The sequence below is a fragment of the Pseudomonas sp. Seg1 genome, assembly GCF_018326005.1.
In the GTDB taxonomy this organism is placed as follows: domain Bacteria; phylum Pseudomonadota; class Gammaproteobacteria; order Pseudomonadales; family Pseudomonadaceae; genus Aquipseudomonas.
Window position 1 is genome coordinate 1,953,714 of the sequence record NZ_AP021903.1, and the last position, 15,733, is coordinate 1,969,446.

Consider the following 15,733-nt stretch of genomic DNA (forward strand, 5'->3'; position numbering starts at 1 on the left):
GGTTCAACTGCTCAACTGCGGGCCTCTTTGAACAGTACGGCGATGCCCGGGTGATAGTTGCCGGCTTCGTTGCGCAGCTTGCGATAGGCGTAAGGGAAATACCAGGCGACGGCGCAGGTGTGTTCCTTTTGCAGGTCGTCGACCATGTCTTGCAGTTCTTCGGGGCTGGCGCTGTGCTGGGCTTTTTGCGGGGCGACAAACAGGCAGCCGAGTTTTAGATCGCTGGCAAAGCTGATGCGTTTGGCGTCGCCGGTGATCTCCTGCAGGGCTTGGGTCAGGTTGAGGTTGTTGACTCGCGGCCAGCGTTGCGTGGCCTGGATGTATGCGCGGTCTTCGCTGCCGGCGAGAAACAGGTCGGCACGGGCATTGCGCTCACCGTCTTCGTTTTGCTTGCGGGTGGCCGTCTGTTCCAGCGTCACCAGCTCGGCCATCCATGCCGCCGCCGAGAGCAGGCCGAGATTGGCTTTCTCGTCATGCCAGTAGGGCGTGTCGCTGTCGCCGCGCACGGCGTTGTAGCGGTCGATACAGTCAAACCAGCGTTCAAGCACCGGGCGCAGGAATTCCAGGCGCGGGTTGCTGATGATCATGCCTTGCATCGTAATCATCCTTATTGTTGTGATGGCTTTTTCGAGAAAAGCATGGCTCTTTGATATCACTTGTCTGAGCATGGCACAAGATTGACGCCAGTTAATTGATCGACGGCAGTTATTCGCCCGACGGCCCCCTCTTTAATTGACGCTCCACCCCCAACCCTCTAACCTTCGCGGCTTGTTTCAGGTGCTCTGTGACCTGCGTCGACAGAGTGAAACAGGGAAGCCGGTGAGGGTTGTCTTCGAGCGAAGAGCGACCACGATCCCGGCGCTGCCCCCGCAACGGTAAATGAGTGAAAACTGCGTCGAATGCCACTGCTCAAAGCGGGAAGGCGCGCAGTCAGGCGAACGCCGCTCATGAGCCCGGAGACCGGCCTGATCCATCCAGCGGCATCACGGTGGGCGATGCCAGGCTTTTTGCCGTCTATTCTTGTGCCTGCCCGCCGTTATCCAGCCTCAACGGAGAGCTCCCCATGACTGATTCCCCCGAGCGTGACGAACGCCATCTGGCGCGTATGCAGCGCAAAAAAGCCGTGATCGATGAACGCATCGCCAACTCGCCAGACGAATGCGGTCTGGTGCTGGTGCTGACCGGCAATGGCAAAGGCAAAAGCAGCTCGGCATTCGGCATGCTCGCCCGCGCCATGGGCCACGGCATGCAGTGCGGCGTGGTGCAGTTCATCAAGGGCCGTAATAGCACTGGCGAAGAACTGTTCTTCCGCCGCTTCCCCGAGCAAGTACGTTTCCACGTGATGGGCGAGGGTTTCACCTGGGAGACCCAGGACCGTCAGCGCGATATCGCCGCCGCCGAAGCTGCATGGGCCGTCTCTCGCGAACTGCTGCGCGATGCGTCGATCGGTCTGGTGGTGCTCGACGAACTGAACATCGCCCTCAAGCACGGCTACCTCGATCTCGATCAGGTGCTCAGCGACTTGCAGGCGCGTCCACCGATGCAGCACGTGATCGTCACCGGTCGTGCGGCCAAGCCGGAAATGATCGAGATGGGCGACACGGTCACCGAAATGGGCATGCTCAAACACGCCTTCCAGGCCGGTATCAAAGCGCAGAAAGGCGTCGAACTTTGAATCAACCACGTCACTGCCCGGCGGTCCTCATCGCCGCGCCGGCCTCCGGTCAGGGCAAGACCACCGTCACCGCAGCACTCGCCCGTCTGCATCGCAATCAGGGGCGCAAGGTCCGCGTGTTCAAATGCGGCCCGGATTTTCTCGACCCGATGATTCTCGAGCGCGCCAGCGGTGCGCCGGTTTATCAATTGGACATGTGGATGGTCGGCGAGCAGGAAAGCCGTCGCCTGTTATGGGAAGCGGCCGCTGAAGCCGATCTGATTCTGATCGAAGGCGTGATGGGATTGTTTGACGGCACGCCGTCGAGCGCTGATCTGGCGCGGCATTTTGGTGTGCCGGTCCTCGGTGTGATCGACGGCACGGCGATGGCGCAGACCTTTGGAGCGTTGGCGCTTGGATTGGCGCGCTATCAGCCGGACTTGCCGTTTGCCGGCGTGCTGGCCAACCGCGTCGGCACCCTGCGCCATGCGCAATTGCTCGAAGGCAGCCTCACCGAAGGTTTGCGCTGGTACGGCGCGTTGTCTCGCGAAACCGGCATCGAACTGCCGAGCCGCCATCTCGGCCTCGTGCAGGCCAGCGAACTGAATGATCTCGACGTGCGCCTCGATGCGGCCGCCGCAGCGCTTGCCAGCAGTTGCGAGGTAGCGCTGCCACCGGCCGTGGAGTTCGCCGCGCCTGACGTGATCGCCGCCGAGCCATTGCTCGAAGGCGTGCGCATTGCCGTTGCTCGCGATGAAGCCTTTGCCTTCACCTATGGCGCGAGCCTCGACCTGTTGCGCGCAATGGGTGCCGAATTGAGCTTCTTCTCGCCGATCCGCGATACGCAATTACCCGAGGCGGACAGCCTGTATCTGCCCGGTGGTTATCCGGAATTGCATCATGTTGCGCTGTCGCAGAACACCGCGATGCTCGACGCGATCCGTGCGCATCACGCGGCTGGCAAACCGTTACTCGCCGAGTGCGGCGGCATGCTGTATCTGCTCGATTCCTTGACTGACGTTGAAGGCACTCGCGCTGAACTGGTCGGTTTGCTGGCGGGCGATGCGGTGATGCAAAAGCGTCTCGCGGCGTTGGCCCTGCAAGCGGTGGATCTGCCGGAGGGTTCGCTGCGCGGTCACACCTATCATCATTCCCTGACCACCACCGAGCTGACGCCGATTGCCCGGGGCCTGAGCCCGAATGGCGGGCGCGGGGCCGAGGCGGTTTATCGGGAAGGGCGGATGACGGCTTCGTACGTGCATTTTTATTTCCCGTCGAATCCGACTGCGATTGCCGCGCTGTTTGCGCCAGATCTCAAGGCCGCCATCGCTGGCAAGCCAGCTCCCACGGTGGGCGGTGTAAAGCCTGAAGAAATGCGATCGCCATTAGGGACTGGTAATCCAGCTTCTGTGGTGGGTGATGCAATGTCTGAAGAAACCCAATCCCCTGTGGGAGCTGGCTTGCCAGCGATGGGGCCATGACCGACAACGCATTCTCCGAAGCCGAGCGCGCAGCGGTTTATCGAGCCATCGCCGAACGCCGCGACATGCGCCATTTCACCGGTGGCACTGTCGCGCCCGAACTGCTGGGGCGACTGCTCGAGGCCGCGCATCAGGCCCCCAGCGTCGGCCTGATGCAGCCTTGGCGCTTCATCCGTATCAGCGACCGAGCCCTGCGCGGGCAGATCCAGAATCTGGTGGAAGAAGAACGCATCCGCACCGCCGAAGCGCTCGGCGAGCGCAGTGACGAGTTCATGAAACTCAAGGTCGAAGGCATCAACGACTGCGCCGAAGTGCTGGTCGCCGCATTGATGGATGATCGCGAGAAACACATTTTCGGTCGGCGCACGCTGCCGGAAATGGACATGGCTTCGTTGTCTTGTGCGATTCAAAACCTGTGGCTGGCCTCCCGGGCTGAAGGCTTGGGCATGGGCTGGGTCTCGCTGTTCGAGCCGCAAGCGTTGGCGGATCTGCTGAAACTGCCGGCCGGCGCCAAGCCGCTGGCGGTTTTGTGTCTGGGCCCGGTCAAGGAATTCTATCCGGCGCCGATGCTGGTACTCGAAGGGTGGGCGCAGGCGCGTCCGCTCAATGAGTTGCTGTTTGAGAATTATTGGGGAGTGAGTCAATGAGTGTGGCGTTGTTGAGTGTCGCCGCGGTCGCGCTGGATGCGCTGCTGGGTGAACCGAAACGCTGGCATCCGCTGGTGGCGTTCGGCAATTTTGCCGGGCGCATCGAGCAACGTTTCAACGCCGGCGGACGTGGCTGGCGCAGCCATGGCGTCACCGCGTGGGTGATCGCGGTGCTGCCGCTGACGTTGCTCGCCACCGCGTTTTCCTGGGCGCCGTACGTGGGCTGGCTCGTCGAAATTCTTGCGCTGTATTGCGCCCTCGGTATGCGCAGCCTCGGTGAGCACGTCGCGCCGGTTGCCGCGGCGTTGCGCGCCGATGATCTGGAGGAAGCGCGCAAGCGTGTCGGTTATCTGGTCAGCCGCCAGACCAGCGAACTCAACAGCACTGCGGTCGCCCGCGCCGCTACTGAATCGGTGCTGGAGAACGGCAGCGATGCGGTGTTCGCCGCGCTGTTCTGGTTTGTCGTGGCCGGTGCGCCGGGCGTGGTGCTGTATCGCTTGAGCAATACGCTCGACGCGATGTGGGGCTATCGCAACGAACGCTTCGAGCGCTTCGGCTGGTGCGCGGCAAAAATCGACGATGTCCTTAACTACATTCCTGCACGGCTTGTTGCTTTGACCTACGCAGTGCTGGGCAAAACCCGACTCGCCTTGAAATGCTGGCGTACCCAAGGCCCGCAGTGGGACAGCCCCAACGCCGGCCCGGTGATGGCAGCAGGGGCTGGTGCGCTCGGCGTGGAATTGGGTGGTCCGGCGATTTATCACGGCGAACTGCATGAGCGTCCGCAACTCGGCGAAGGCCCAGCGGCCGATGCCGATTCCATCGACCGTGGCTGGCAATTGGTCCAGCGCGGCGTATGGTTATGGCTGCTGATTCTCTGCGTGGGGGCTGAATTCTATGCTTGAGCACGGTGGCCGGCTGCGCAAGGCTGCACACGATTACGGCATCGCCGAGGCTGACTGGCTCGACCTGTCCAGCGGACTGGCGCCGTGGCCGTTTCCAGTCCCGGAGATTCCGCTGCGCGCCTGGGCGCGATTGCCGGAAACCGATGATGGTCTCGAGCAGGCGGCATGCGATTACTACGGCGCGGCGCAGGTGTTGCCGGTGGCCGGTTCGCAGATGGCCATCCAGTTGCTGCCGCGTTTGCGTCGTGCCGGCAAGGTCGGCGTGCTGTCGCCGTGTTATGCCGAGCATGCCGAGGCCTGGCGGCGCAGCGGCTACATCGTGCGCGAAGTGCTGGAACAGGAAGTCGAATTCTTTCTCGACAGCCTCGATGTGCTGGTGGTGGTCAACCCGAACAACCCGACCGGCCTGAGCCTGACCCCGGCGCGCCTGCTCGACTGGCATGCGCGGCTCGCTCAGCGCGGTGGCTGGCTGGTGGTCGATGAAGCATTTATGGACAACACGCCGCAACTGAGCCTGGCCGCGCATACTCACTTGGTCGGTCTGATTGTGTTGCGCTCGTTCGGCAAGTTTTTTGGCCTGGCCGGAGTGCGGTTGGGCTTTGTGCTGGCCGAGCGCAAGTTGCTCAAGCTACTCGCCGAACAGGTCGGGCCGTGGGTCGTGAGCGGACCGACGCGGGTGCTTGGTCAGGCCTGTCTGCAAGACACCGAAGGTCACACCCGTCAGCGCATTCGCAGCGATGAAGCGAGCGAGCGGCTGGCGCTGTTGCTGGAACGCTATGGCTTCAAACCGCACGGCGGTTGCGCGCTGTTTCAGTGGCTGATCACCGAGCAGGCGCAAGCGCTGCACGAATTCATGGCCCGACGCGGCATCCTCCTGCGCATCTTCACTCACAACAGCAGTCTGCGTTTCGGCCTGCCTGCCGATGCAGCTGAAGAGGCGCGCCTCGAACAGGCGCTGCAAGCTTTCGCCAAGGAAACCCGATGACAACCCTGATGGTGCAAGGCACCACCTCCGACGCCGGCAAAAGCACCTTGGTGACGGCGCTATGCCGCTGGGCGACCCGCCAAGGCATCGCCGTGGTGCCGTTCAAACCACAGAACATGGCGCTCAACAGCGCGGTGACCGCTGACGGCGGTGAGATTGGTCGCGCGCAAGCGGTGCAGGCACAAGCGGCGAATCTTGAACCACACACCGACATGAATCCGGTCTTGCTCAAACCCAACAATGACACCGGCGCGCAAGTGATCATCCATGGCCGTGCCGTCACCAGCATGAACGCCGTGGCGTATCACGATTACAAGGCCATCGCGATGCAAGCCGTGCTGGCCTCGCACCAACGGCTCAGCGCGGCGTATCCGCTGGTCATGGTCGAGGGCGCGGGGTCGCCGGCGGAGATCAATCTGCGTGCCGGCGATATCGCCAACATGGGCTTTGCCGAAGCGGTGGATTGTCCGGTGTTGCTGATCGCCGACATCAATCGCGGCGGGGTTTTCGCCCACTTGGTCGGCACGCTGGAACTGCTCTCGCCGAGCGAACAGGCGCGGGTCAAGGGCTTCATCATCAACCGTTTTCGTGGCGACATCGCCTTGCTGCAACCGGGCCTCGACTGGCTTGAGCAGCGCACCGGCAAACCGGTGGTGGGCGTGCTGCCGTACGTGATGGACCTGCATCTTGAAGCCGAGGACGGTATCGATCAGCGCCAGACCGACAAGGCCGAACAGGTATTGAAAGTGGTGGTGCCGGTGTTGCCGCGGATCAGCAACCACACCGATTTCGATCCGCTGCGTTTGCATCCGCAAGTCGATCTGCAATTTGTCGGTCCGGGCCAGGCGATTCCGCCGGCGGATCTGATCATCCTGCCGGGTTCGAAAAGCGTGCGCAGTGATCTCGCGTATCTGCGCGCCAACGGTTGGGAAACGGCGATCAGCCGTCACCTGCGTTACGGCGGCAAAGTCTTGGGGATTTGCGGCGGTCTGCAGATGCTCGGTGAGCAGGTGCATGACCCGCTGGGCCTGGAAGGCGCGCCGGGTTCCAGCGCCGGTCTGGGTTTGCTGGCGTTTGCAACGACGCTGGAGGCCGAGAAGCAACTGCGCAATGTGCGCGGGCGTCTGGCGCTGGAAGAGGCTGAGGTCAGCGGCTATGAGATTCATGCCGGTGTGACCAGCGGGCCGGCGCTGGAGCATGCGGCGGTGCATCTGGATGATGGTCGTTGCGACGGTGCGCAAAGTCTTGACGGGCAGGTGTTTGGCACCTATTTGCATGGCTTGTTCGAATCGCCGGCAGCCAGTGCGGCGCTGTTGCGCTGGGCGGGGCTGAGCGACGTGCAGGAGGTGGATTACCACGGCTTGCGCGAGCGCGATATCGAGCGCTTGGCGGATCTGGTGGAGAAGCATCTGGATACCGATTTGTTGCGTCAGCTCTGTGGGATTTGAGTTGCCTGTGCTGGCCTCATCGCTGGCAAGCCAGCTTCCACAAGTATTGATGTCGGCTGCAAATTTTGTGAACACCTTTGAACCCTGTGGGAGCTGGCTTGCCAGCGAAGAGGCCGGTTGGCTCACTACACATTTTTCTGGATGACCCATGCTCCAACTGATCCTCGGCGGCGCCCGCTCCGGCAAAAGTCGCCTGGCAGAAAAACTCGCCAGCGACACTCAACTGGCCGTGACCTACATCGCCACCAGCCAGACGCTGGACGGTGAAATGAGCGACCGCGTCGCCCATCATCGTGCCCGCCGCCCCGCTGAATGGGCGCTCATCGAAGAACCGCTGGAGCTTGCTCGCGTATTGCGCGAAAACGCCAGTGCCGAGCGTTGCCTGCTGATCGATTGCCTGACCCTGTGGATGACCAATCTGCTGATGCTCGACGATGCCGAACGCCTCGCTGCCGAACGCGAAGCCCTGCTCGATTGCCTGGCGTCACTGCCGGGGGAAATCATTTTTGTCAGCAACGAGACCGGAATGGGTGTCGTGCCGCTGGGCGAATTGACTCGCCGCTACGTCGATGAAGCCGGTTGGCTGCATCAAGCTCTGGCCGAGCGTTGTCAGCGTGTTGTCCTGACCGTCGCCGGCCTGCCCCTGACCCTGAAAGGATCTGCCTTATGACCCACACCTGGTGGCTGAACCCGTGCAAACCGGTGCACTCCGATATCGTTGAGCAAGCGGCGGCGCGGCAACAGCAATTGACCAAACCGGCCGGTTCCCTGGGGCGCCTTGAGTCCGTGGCGGTGCAACTGGCCGGTCTGCAAGGGCAGGTCAAACCGACGCTTGAGCAGATCTGGATTGCGATTTTTGCTGGCGATCACGGCGTGGTCGCTGAAGGCGTTTCCGCGTTTCCACAGGAAGTCACCGGGCAGATGCTGCTCAACTTCGTCAGTGGCGGGGCGGCGATCAGCGTGTTGGCGCGCCAGCTCAATGCGCAACTGGAAGTGGTGGATCTGGGCACGGTGACGCCGTCGCTGAATCTGCCGGGCGTACGTCACTTGAACATCGGCGCGGGTACGGCGAATTTCGTTCAGGGCGCCGCGATGACCCAGGCGCAAGGCGAACTCGCGTTGCAGGCCGGTCGCGACAGCGTACTGCGGGCGAAAGCGGCAGGCGCGCAGTTGTTCATCGGCGGCGAAATGGGCATTGGCAATACCACCGCTGCGAGCGCGCTGGCGTGTGCGTTGCTCGACTGCCCGGTGGTGCATCTGACCGGTCCCGGGACTGGTTTGAATGCCGAAGGCGTCAGCCATAAAGCGCAAGTGATCGAGCGTGGTTTGGCCTTGCACGCGGCGCAACGGGGTGATGCGTTGCAGACGCTGTTCAATCTGGGTGGTTTCGAGATTGCGGCGCTGGTCGGCGCGTATCTGGCAGCGGCGCAGGAGGGTGTCGCGGTGCTGGTCGATGGCTTTATCTGCACCGTCGCTGCGCTGGTAGCTGTACGCCTGAATCCGGCCTGCCGCGAGTGGCTGCTGTTTGGTCACCGTGGCGCGGAACCGGGTCACCGGCATGTGCTGGAAACGTTGAACGCCGAACCATTGCTGGAACTCGGTCTGCGCCTGGGCGAAGGCAGCGGAGCGGCGTTGGCGGTGCCGCTGTTGCGTCTGGCCTGTGATCTGCACGGGCAGATGGCGACGTTCGCCGAAGCGGCGGTGGCGGATCGTCCGGCATGACTTTGCGTCTGGATCTGCTGCGCCACGGTGAGACGGAACTGGGTGGTGGCTTGCGCGGCAGCCTCGACGATGCGCTCACTGAGAAGGGCTGGGCGCAGATGCGTGCGGCGGTCATCGCGGGCGGGCCGTGGGATCGTCTGGTCAGTTCGCCGTTGCAGCGTTGTGCGCGCTTTGCCGCTGAGTTGGGCGAGCAATTGAATCTGCCGGTGCAACTGGACAAGGATCTGCAGGAACTGCATTTCGGTGCGTGGGAAGGGCAGAGCGCGGCGGCGTTGATGGAAACCGATGCCGAGGCGTTGGGGCTGTTTTGGGCGGATCCCTATTCATTTACGCCGCCGCAAGGGGAGCCAGTCGGCGATTTTTCTGCACGGGTGTTGGCGGCGGTTGCGCGGTTGCACAGGGCTTACGCGGGTGAGCGGGTGCTGCTGATCAGTCATGGCGGAGTGATGCGCCTGTTGCTGGCGCGGGCGCGAGGGTTGCCTCGTGAGCAACTGCTTAATGTCGAAGTCACTCATGGGGCATTGTTCTCACTGACCGTCGACGCTGATGGCTCGCTCAAGGAAGGTCGCTGACATGTTGCCGCTGTGGATCGCCCTGCAATTTCTCAGCAGTTTGCCGATTCGTTTGCCGGGGATGCCGGAGCCTGAACAGCTTGGGCGTTCGCTGCTGTTTTATCCGCTGGTCGGGCTGCTGTTCGGCGTGATGCTCTGGGCGCTGAATCTGGCGTTGGCGGGCGCGCCGCTGTTGCTGAACGGGGCGTTGCTGTTGACGGTTTGGGTGTTGCTCAGCGGGGCATTGCATCTTGATGGACTCGCCGACAGCGCCGATGCCTGGCTCGGCGGTTTTGGTGATCGCGAGCGCACGCTGACGATCATGAAGGATCCACGTAGCGGGCCGATTGCGGTGGTGACGCTGGTGTTGGTGTTATTGCTGAAGTTCGCGGCGCTGCTGGCGTTGATCGAACAGCAGCAGACGCTGGCGCTGATCATCGTGCCGGTGCTGGGGCGGGCGGCGCTGCTCGGGTTGTTTCTGACCACGCCGTATGTGCGGGCCGGTGGCTTGGGGCAAGCGTTGGCCGATCATCTGCCTCGCAAAGCGGGTTGGTGGGTTGTTGCGGTGAGCGCGTTGGCGTGTGTGCTGATTGCCGGGTTCAAGGCTGTTGTTGCGCTGCTGGTGGCGGTTGTCGTGTTCGTCTGGCTGCGGCGAGTGATGGTGCGGCGGTTGGGCGGTACGACCGGAGACACGGCGGGGGCGTTGCTGGAGTTGCTGGAGATGGCGGTGCTGGTTGGGCTGGTTTTGGTCTGACAGATTTCTGTTGAATCTGCTGGCCTCATCGCTGGCAAGCCAGCTCCCACAGGTATTGGGGTGGTTTGCCGATTTTTGGGCAATGTCATTTCCTGTAGAAATTTTATGTTGAATCTGCTGGCAAGCCAGCTCCCACAGGTATTGGGGTGGTTTGCCGATTTTGGGCAATGTCATTTCCTGTATAAATTTTATGTTGAATCTGCTGGCAAGCCAGCTCCCACAGGTATTGGGGTGGTTTGCCGATTTTTGGGCAATGTCATTTCCTGTAGAAATTTTATGTTGAATCTGCTGGCAAGCCAGCACCCACAGGTATTGGGGGGATTTGCAGATTTTGTGGGCAATATCATTCTCTGTGGGAGCTGGCTTGCCAGCGATAGCAATCCTTCAGGCACCACAAATGTTATGGGTGAACTCATCTGTAACTTGATTTAACACAGTCGCGGGTATATACACGCATCATGCTTTCTTCTCAGTGTTTGTGCACTAACCTGCGTCGCGCCGCTCGTGGCGTCAGCAGGCATTACGACGGCGCTCTCGACGGCTTCGGGATCAACGTTGCCCAGTATTCTTTGCTGTGCAATCTGCAGCGTCTGGATCAACCGAGCATCTCCGAACTTGCCGAAGCCATGGGCCTGGATCGCAGCACCCTGGGGCGCAATCTGCGCGTGCTGGAAGGCGAAGGGCTGGTGGCGCTGGCCGAGGGCGCGGACATGCGTAACCGGATTGTCCGGCTCACCGAAACCGGCGCGCAGCGTTTGGCAGCAGCGCTGCCGGCGTGGGAAGCGGCGCAGCAGCGATTGATTGATCGCCTGGGTGCCGAGAAGCGTGAAACCTTGCTCAAATTGCTGGATGAACTGGCTTGATGCCAGTTTTTTCGGGTTCAAGCGGGTATATACCCGCGACTGGAGAATAACAATGACATCGATGTGGCGTGCGTGCGGTTGGGTGTTGCTGGGTAGTGCGCTGATTCTCGCGTTGTCATTGGGCGTGCGTCACGGCTTCGGCCTGTTCCTGTCGCCGATGAGTGCGCAGTTCGGCTGGGGCCGCGAGGTGTTTGCCTTCGCGATCGCTTTGCAGAACCTGATCTGGGGTCTGGCGCAGCCGTTTACCGGTGCGCTGGCTGACCGTTTCGGCGCGGCGAAAGTGGTACTCGTCGGTGGAGTGCTTTACGCGGCGGGTCTGGTGTGCATGGGGCTGTCTGATTCGGCGGTGACGTTGTCACTGAGCGCCGGCCTGCTGATCGGTATCGGTCTTTCCGGCACCTCGTTCTCGGTCATCCTCGGCGTCGTGGGGCGTGCCGTGCCACCAGAGAAACGCAGTATGGGCATGGGCATCGCCAGTGCCGCCGGCTCTTTTGGCCAGTTCGCCATGTTGCCGGGGACATTGGGGCTGATTGGCTGGCTCGGCTGGTCGGCCGCACTGCTGGTGCTGGGCCTGCTGGTGGCGATGATCGTGCCACTGGTGAGCATGCTCAAGGACAAACCGCTGCCGGTGCTCGGTCACGAGCAGACGCTGTCCGAGGCGCTACGCGAAGCCTGTTCACACTCGGGGTTCTGGCTGTTGGCGTTCGGCTTTTTCGTCTGTGGTTTTCAAGTGGTATTCATTGGTGTGCATCTGCCGGCGTACCTGGTCGATCAGCACTTGCCGGCCACGGTCGGCACCACGGTGCTGGCGCTGATCGGGCTGTTCAACATCTTCGGTACCTACACCGCCGGGTGGCTCGGCGGGCGCATGTCGAAACCGCGTCTGCTCACCGCGTTGTACCTGTTGCGTGCGGTGGTGATCGTGCTGTTCCTGTGGCTGCCGGTGACGACCACGTCGGCCTACCTGTTCGGCATGGCCATGGGTTTCCTGTGGTTGTCGACGGTACCGTTGACCAACGGTACGGTGGCAACCTTGTTTGGTGTGCGCAATCTGTCCATGCTCGGTGGCATTGTGTTCCTGTTCCATCAGCTCGGATCGTTCCTCGGCGGCTGGCTGGGCGGGGTGGTGTATGACCGTACCGGGAGTTACGACTTGATCTGGCAAGTGGCGATTCTTCTCAGCCTGTTGGCGGCTGCATTGAACTGGCCGGTGCGCGAGCGTCCGGTGGCGCGCCTGCAAGCCGCTGCGAGCGCCGCATGAGCCGATTCTGGCCACGAATCGCCATCACCGCACTCGGCGCCGCTTTGCTGGCGCTGGTGTGGTGGGGCTGGCATCAAGGCGGGCTGGCATTGATGCAACTTGGCATGAGCATTTGCTAGAAGGCTGTCCGGCGAGTAACGTCGAAGTCTGACGACTGCTCAAGGATGTACGACATGCTGATGCGCTGGTGTGCTGTTCCCGCGTTGCTGGTGGCGTTGACTGGCCTGGCCCAGGCGGCGGATTGCCCGGAAGTGTTGCAAGGTTCGCTGCCCAAGCTGCGAGCCAAGGAATCCATCGATCTGTGCAAGCAGTACGCCGATAAGCCGCTGGTGGTGGTCAATACCGCCAGTTTCTGTGGTTTTGCGCCGCAGTTCGAAGGCCTTGAAGCGCTGCACAAACGCTACGAAGGGCAGGGGTTGCAAATGCTCGGCGTGCCTTCCAATGACTTCAAGCAAGAGTCCAAGGACAGCGCCGAGACCGCCAAGGTCTGCTACGCCAACTATGGCGTGACGTTCGCCATGACCGAACCGCAGAAAGTCCGTGGTGACGATGCCACCCATCTGTTCCAGGTGCTCGCTGCCCAAAGCAGTGCGCCAAAATGGAATTTCTACAAATATGTGATCGATCGTCAGGGCAAGGTCATCGCGAATTTCTCCAGCCTGACCAAGCCCGATGATCCGGAATTTATCGCCGCAATCGAGAAAGCCATCGCCTCGAAACCCCTGAAGAACTGAGCTCTTGTGGGAGCGAGCCTGCTCGTTTCTGAGGGCGAACGCCAGGCACAAAAAAGCCCCGCTTCTGCAAAGAGAGCGGGGCTTTTTTGTGGGCGAGGGGGTTAGCCTCGCCGTGCAGCATCAGAAGCGGTAAGTCGCGCCGACACCGAAGCCGTTTGCCGAGTTTTCATACTTGGCGTTGTAGCTCTGGCCACGATCGTTTTCGTTGCGGATCTTGACCGACTCTTCCTTCAGGTACGAGTAAGCAACGTCGATGGTCAGGTCTTCGGTCGGGCTCCAGCCGGCACCGATGCTGAAGATGGTCCGGTCGCCGGTAGGAATACGTGGCGAACGGTCGACGTTGTTGGTCGGCGACTGGTCGAAGGTCAGACCGGTTCGCAGTACCCATTCCTTGTTCAACTGGTACGAAGTACCCACGGCGTAAGCCCAGGAATCGTGCCAGTTCTGGTCTTCGGTGATCTCGCCGAACTGACCGGCCAGCAGCGGCTGCACACCGGAGTTCTTGACGGTGATCTTTTCCAGCTGGCTCCAGCGGGTCCAGGTCGAACCGGCGTAGACGTTCCAGCGGTCGTTGATCGCTTGAGTGACCGAGAAGTCGATCGATTCAGGCGTGGTGATCTTCAACGAAGCATCGTACTTCTGGTTGGCGCCCAGACCGACTGCACCGAGCACACCGTAGTTGACCTTGGTGTTGCCTTCCAGCTTGTAGTCGACTTTCGAGTGGTAAGTCAGACCCAGACGAGTGGTATCAGTGGCTTGTACCAGCACGCCGATGTTGTAGCCCAGCGCGGTGTCGTCACCCTTGATCTTGACCTTGCCATCCGGCGCGGCCTGAGTGATCGACAGGTTGGATTCCAGCGTACCGTCGATGCGGTTGATGGTCGGACCGAAACCGATCGATACCTTGTCGTTGAAGGCGTAGCTGACAGTCGGCTGGAAGGTGATGACTTGTACTTCAGACTTGCTGCCGAAGTAGCGGCCGGCAAAGTTTTTCTCGTAGTCAGTAATCAGGCCGAACGGCACGTATACACCGAGACCGAATGCCCAATGGTCGTCAATCGGTTTGACGTAGAAGCCCATAGGTACGGAGGTGAAGGGCACCATGTCGCCTTTGTTGCTACCGCGGTTAGGGCTGGAGCTGGCGTCGCTGATATCGGTTTTTGCGTCGAGGAATGCAACACCGCCCGTGACTTGTTCGCGCTTGATGCGCGACATGCCGGCAGGGTTGCCATAAACAGTGCTTGCGTCGTCGGCAGAAGAAGATCGCCCGGCGTACCCAGTCCCCATCCCGCTGATGCTGTGTTCGTTGATGGCAAAGCCAGCTGCGAAGATCTGGGTGGATGCCACGGTTACGGCAAGACTAAGGGTGGTTTTGAGCATTACTTTTTTCATTATTAGAACTCCTGGTGATCACCGGGGCGAAAATTACCAACATTTTCGTCTCGGCGCTATAGTCCGTATGCCTTGAGTTAGAGCGGTTTTGTAGGACAATCCGACCAGAATCACTGCCTGTTGGGCGATCTTGTGAAACTGCTTGGTCAGCAAGCGACCTGATTCAGCGGTGAAACACAGGTTTGCCAAGCGCAGGTGAAGTCACGCAGACGACCTTGAGGTTGAAAGGTCTGACGCCAGATACGCGCCATACCGAGCAAGTCATTCGGGTCGGGGAGAGTAGGGTTTTGTTCTTCCACCAGCAGCCAGGCGATCGCCGTGGCGTAACGCAGGTTGACGGTCAATTCCAGGTGCGGGCCGCTGAGAAAGGCATGCTGGCTGGCGAGACCGCGCACCAGGCTTGCACGCTCCGGATCGAGCGCCAGGTAGTGATCCCAAAGCGCCTGATGGCGATGCTCGGCGATGCGGTAGAGGCCGTGGCCACGGCGGTCATGCAGGGCGGACCCGAGGGCAGACTGGCTGGCGGCGATGCCCAGCAGCAGGGATTCGGCGGTCGCGCAGTGACGTCCCAGATAAATCAGCGTAGGACGGATCACATAGCGACACAGTTCGCTGGCAGCGATACCCATAAATCCCTCGGATCTTGTTATTGGGCGGCGATACCTGAAGGGGCCTTGGCAGCGGTGGATCGACTCAGGCTCGCCGGAAGCGGATCACGCCGCTTGAGTTGAAGTGTAGTGTCATATTCGCGACGTAAAGGCCTGTTTTTAAAATATTTCCGCCGACCCGTTATAACCGTTATATCGGAAGGTGCTTAAGCGCTGACCGCGCAAAGTGAAACATCAGGCAATAAAAAGCCCCGCGTTTTAAGCGGGGCTTTTGCTTTTTGCAGCCTTTTCGGCTTTCAGGCAACCAGTGCCTGACGGGTACGATCGATCACGGCCTGCAGCGGTTCGGCGCTGGAGTATTGATCGGGGTACAGACGCTCGCTGTGGCGGGCGATCCCGTGTTCATTGACTACGGTGAAGCTGAAGCAGCCTTTGCGAGCGGCCATGATCAGGCAGTTCATTGGTGCAAAAGCGTTGGTTAGGGTGCGAATGGCATCCTGAGTATGGATTTGAGTAGACATAGTTATTAGGTGTTCCTACAAATGACACGGATAAGAACCGTGCAACGTTAAAACGTTCCAGTAATGTCGACCACCATTGGTCGAACAAAGAACCCGACTGGAACAAAGCAGCCAGTTTGAAGCGCTGATAAGTGAGCGCGCTTGGGCTGGCAGGTAGGTACTTAGGAGGACAGGCATCACATCAAGGGCAAAGGTTCTGGGCCCGGG

General features: G+C 60.9%; 19 protein-coding genes and 1 riboswitch. Of the genes, 15 read left to right on the forward strand and 4 right to left on the reverse strand.

Annotation, left to right across the window (positions count from 1 at the left end):
* Positions 1-11: 11 nt before the first annotated feature.
* Positions 12-596 (reverse strand): hypothetical protein, encoded by a 585-nt coding sequence (locus KI231_RS08720; RefSeq protein ID WP_213027991.1) that lies wholly within the window; start codon positions 594-596, stop codon positions 12-14.
* A 162-nt stretch (positions 597-758) separates the two neighbouring features.
* A riboswitch (cobalamin riboswitch) is annotated at positions 759-983 on the forward strand.
* An 80-nt stretch (positions 984-1,063) separates the two neighbouring features.
* On the opposite strand from KI231_RS08720, the gene cobO reads away from it, so the two are divergent.
* From cobO to KI231_RS08790, 15 genes are all read left to right on the forward strand, one after another.
* Positions 1,064-1,675: a cob(I)yrinic acid a,c-diamide adenosyltransferase gene (gene cobO / locus KI231_RS08725; protein WP_213027992.1), complete on the forward strand. Its 612-nt coding sequence runs from the start codon at positions 1,064-1,066 to the stop codon at positions 1,673-1,675.
* Positions 1,672-3,135, forward strand: coding sequence for a cobyrinic acid a,c-diamide synthase CobB (locus KI231_RS08730; RefSeq protein WP_213027993.1), 1,464 nt, complete (start codon positions 1,672-1,674; stop codon positions 3,133-3,135). The genes cobO and KI231_RS08730 overlap by 4 nt, the downstream gene beginning before the upstream one ends.
* Entirely contained in the window at positions 3,132-3,782 is a 651-nt protein-coding gene (bluB, locus tag KI231_RS08735) for a 5,6-dimethylbenzimidazole synthase (protein ID WP_213027994.1), read from the forward strand. The genes KI231_RS08730 and bluB overlap by 4 nt, the downstream gene beginning before the upstream one ends.
* Entirely contained in the window at positions 3,779-4,687 is a 909-nt protein-coding gene (cbiB, locus tag KI231_RS08740) for an adenosylcobinamide-phosphate synthase CbiB (protein WP_213027995.1), read from the forward strand. Before bluB ends, cbiB begins: the two co-directional genes overlap by 4 nt.
* Positions 4,680-5,672, forward strand: a complete 993-nt coding sequence (gene cobD / locus KI231_RS08745; protein ID WP_103306930.1) for a threonine-phosphate decarboxylase CobD — start codon at positions 4,680-4,682, stop codon at positions 5,670-5,672. Before cbiB ends, cobD begins: the two co-directional genes overlap by 8 nt.
* Positions 5,669-7,120, forward strand: a complete 1,452-nt coding sequence (locus KI231_RS08750; protein WP_213027996.1) for a cobyric acid synthase — start codon at positions 5,669-5,671, stop codon at positions 7,118-7,120. Before cobD ends, KI231_RS08750 begins: the two co-directional genes overlap by 4 nt.
* A gap of 148 nt (positions 7,121-7,268) precedes the next feature.
* A complete protein-coding gene (gene cobU, locus KI231_RS08755) occupies positions 7,269-7,790 on the forward strand; it encodes a bifunctional adenosylcobinamide kinase/adenosylcobinamide-phosphate guanylyltransferase (RefSeq protein ID WP_213027997.1) in 522 nt (173 codons plus the stop codon).
* The gene (gene cobT, locus KI231_RS08760; protein ID WP_213027998.1) at positions 7,787-8,842 is read left to right on the forward strand and encodes a nicotinate-nucleotide--dimethylbenzimidazole phosphoribosyltransferase; all 1,056 of its coding nucleotides are present in this window, start codon (positions 7,787-7,789) and stop codon (positions 8,840-8,842) included. Before cobU ends, cobT begins: the two co-directional genes overlap by 4 nt.
* Positions 8,839-9,414, forward strand: a complete 576-nt coding sequence (gene cobC, locus KI231_RS08765; protein ID WP_213027999.1) for an alpha-ribazole phosphatase family protein — start codon at positions 8,839-8,841, stop codon at positions 9,412-9,414. Before cobT ends, cobC begins: the two co-directional genes overlap by 4 nt.
* A gap of 1 nt (position 9,415) precedes the next feature.
* Complete coding sequence (locus tag KI231_RS08770) at positions 9,416-10,147, forward strand: adenosylcobinamide-GDP ribazoletransferase (protein ID WP_213028000.1); 732 nt, start codon at positions 9,416-9,418, stop codon at positions 10,145-10,147.
* A 105-nt stretch (positions 10,148-10,252) separates the two neighbouring features.
* On the forward strand, positions 10,253-10,579 hold the full coding sequence (locus KI231_RS08775) for a hypothetical protein (RefSeq protein ID WP_213028001.1): 327 nt from the start codon (positions 10,253-10,255) through the stop codon (positions 10,577-10,579).
* Between the two features lie 26 nt (positions 10,580-10,605).
* Positions 10,606-11,010 (forward strand): MarR family winged helix-turn-helix transcriptional regulator, encoded by a 405-nt coding sequence (locus KI231_RS08780; RefSeq protein WP_213028002.1) that lies wholly within the window; start codon positions 10,606-10,608, stop codon positions 11,008-11,010.
* Positions 11,011-11,071: 61 nt separating this feature from the next.
* Positions 11,072-12,271, forward strand: coding sequence for an MFS transporter (locus KI231_RS08785; protein ID WP_177431462.1), 1,200 nt, complete (start codon positions 11,072-11,074; stop codon positions 12,269-12,271).
* Positions 12,268-12,390, forward strand: a complete 123-nt coding sequence (locus tag KI231_RS30150; protein WP_256583597.1) for a hypothetical protein — start codon at positions 12,268-12,270, stop codon at positions 12,388-12,390. The genes KI231_RS08785 and KI231_RS30150 overlap by 4 nt, the downstream gene beginning before the upstream one ends.
* 54 nt (positions 12,391-12,444) lie before the next feature.
* Positions 12,445-13,005 (forward strand): glutathione peroxidase, encoded by a 561-nt coding sequence (locus KI231_RS08790; protein WP_103306938.1) that lies wholly within the window; start codon positions 12,445-12,447, stop codon positions 13,003-13,005.
* Positions 13,006-13,125: 120 nt separating this feature from the next.
* On the opposite strand, the gene KI231_RS08795 is transcribed toward KI231_RS08790, so the two are convergent.
* The 3 genes from KI231_RS08795 to KI231_RS08805 all read right to left on the reverse strand — a co-directional run bounded on the left by KI231_RS08795 (position 13,126) and on the right by KI231_RS08805 (position 15,526).
* Positions 13,126-14,397: an OmpP1/FadL family transporter gene (locus tag KI231_RS08795; RefSeq protein WP_213028003.1), complete on the reverse strand. Its 1,272-nt coding sequence runs from the start codon at positions 14,395-14,397 to the stop codon at positions 13,126-13,128.
* Positions 14,398-14,543: 146 nt separating this feature from the next.
* Positions 14,544-15,026 (reverse strand): hypothetical protein, encoded by a 483-nt coding sequence (locus KI231_RS08800; protein WP_103306940.1) that lies wholly within the window; start codon positions 15,024-15,026, stop codon positions 14,544-14,546.
* A 275-nt stretch (positions 15,027-15,301) separates the two neighbouring features.
* Entirely contained in the window at positions 15,302-15,526 is a 225-nt protein-coding gene (locus KI231_RS08805; protein WP_064586664.1) for a hypothetical protein, read from the reverse strand.
* Between the last annotated feature and the right edge of the window lie 207 nt (positions 15,527-15,733).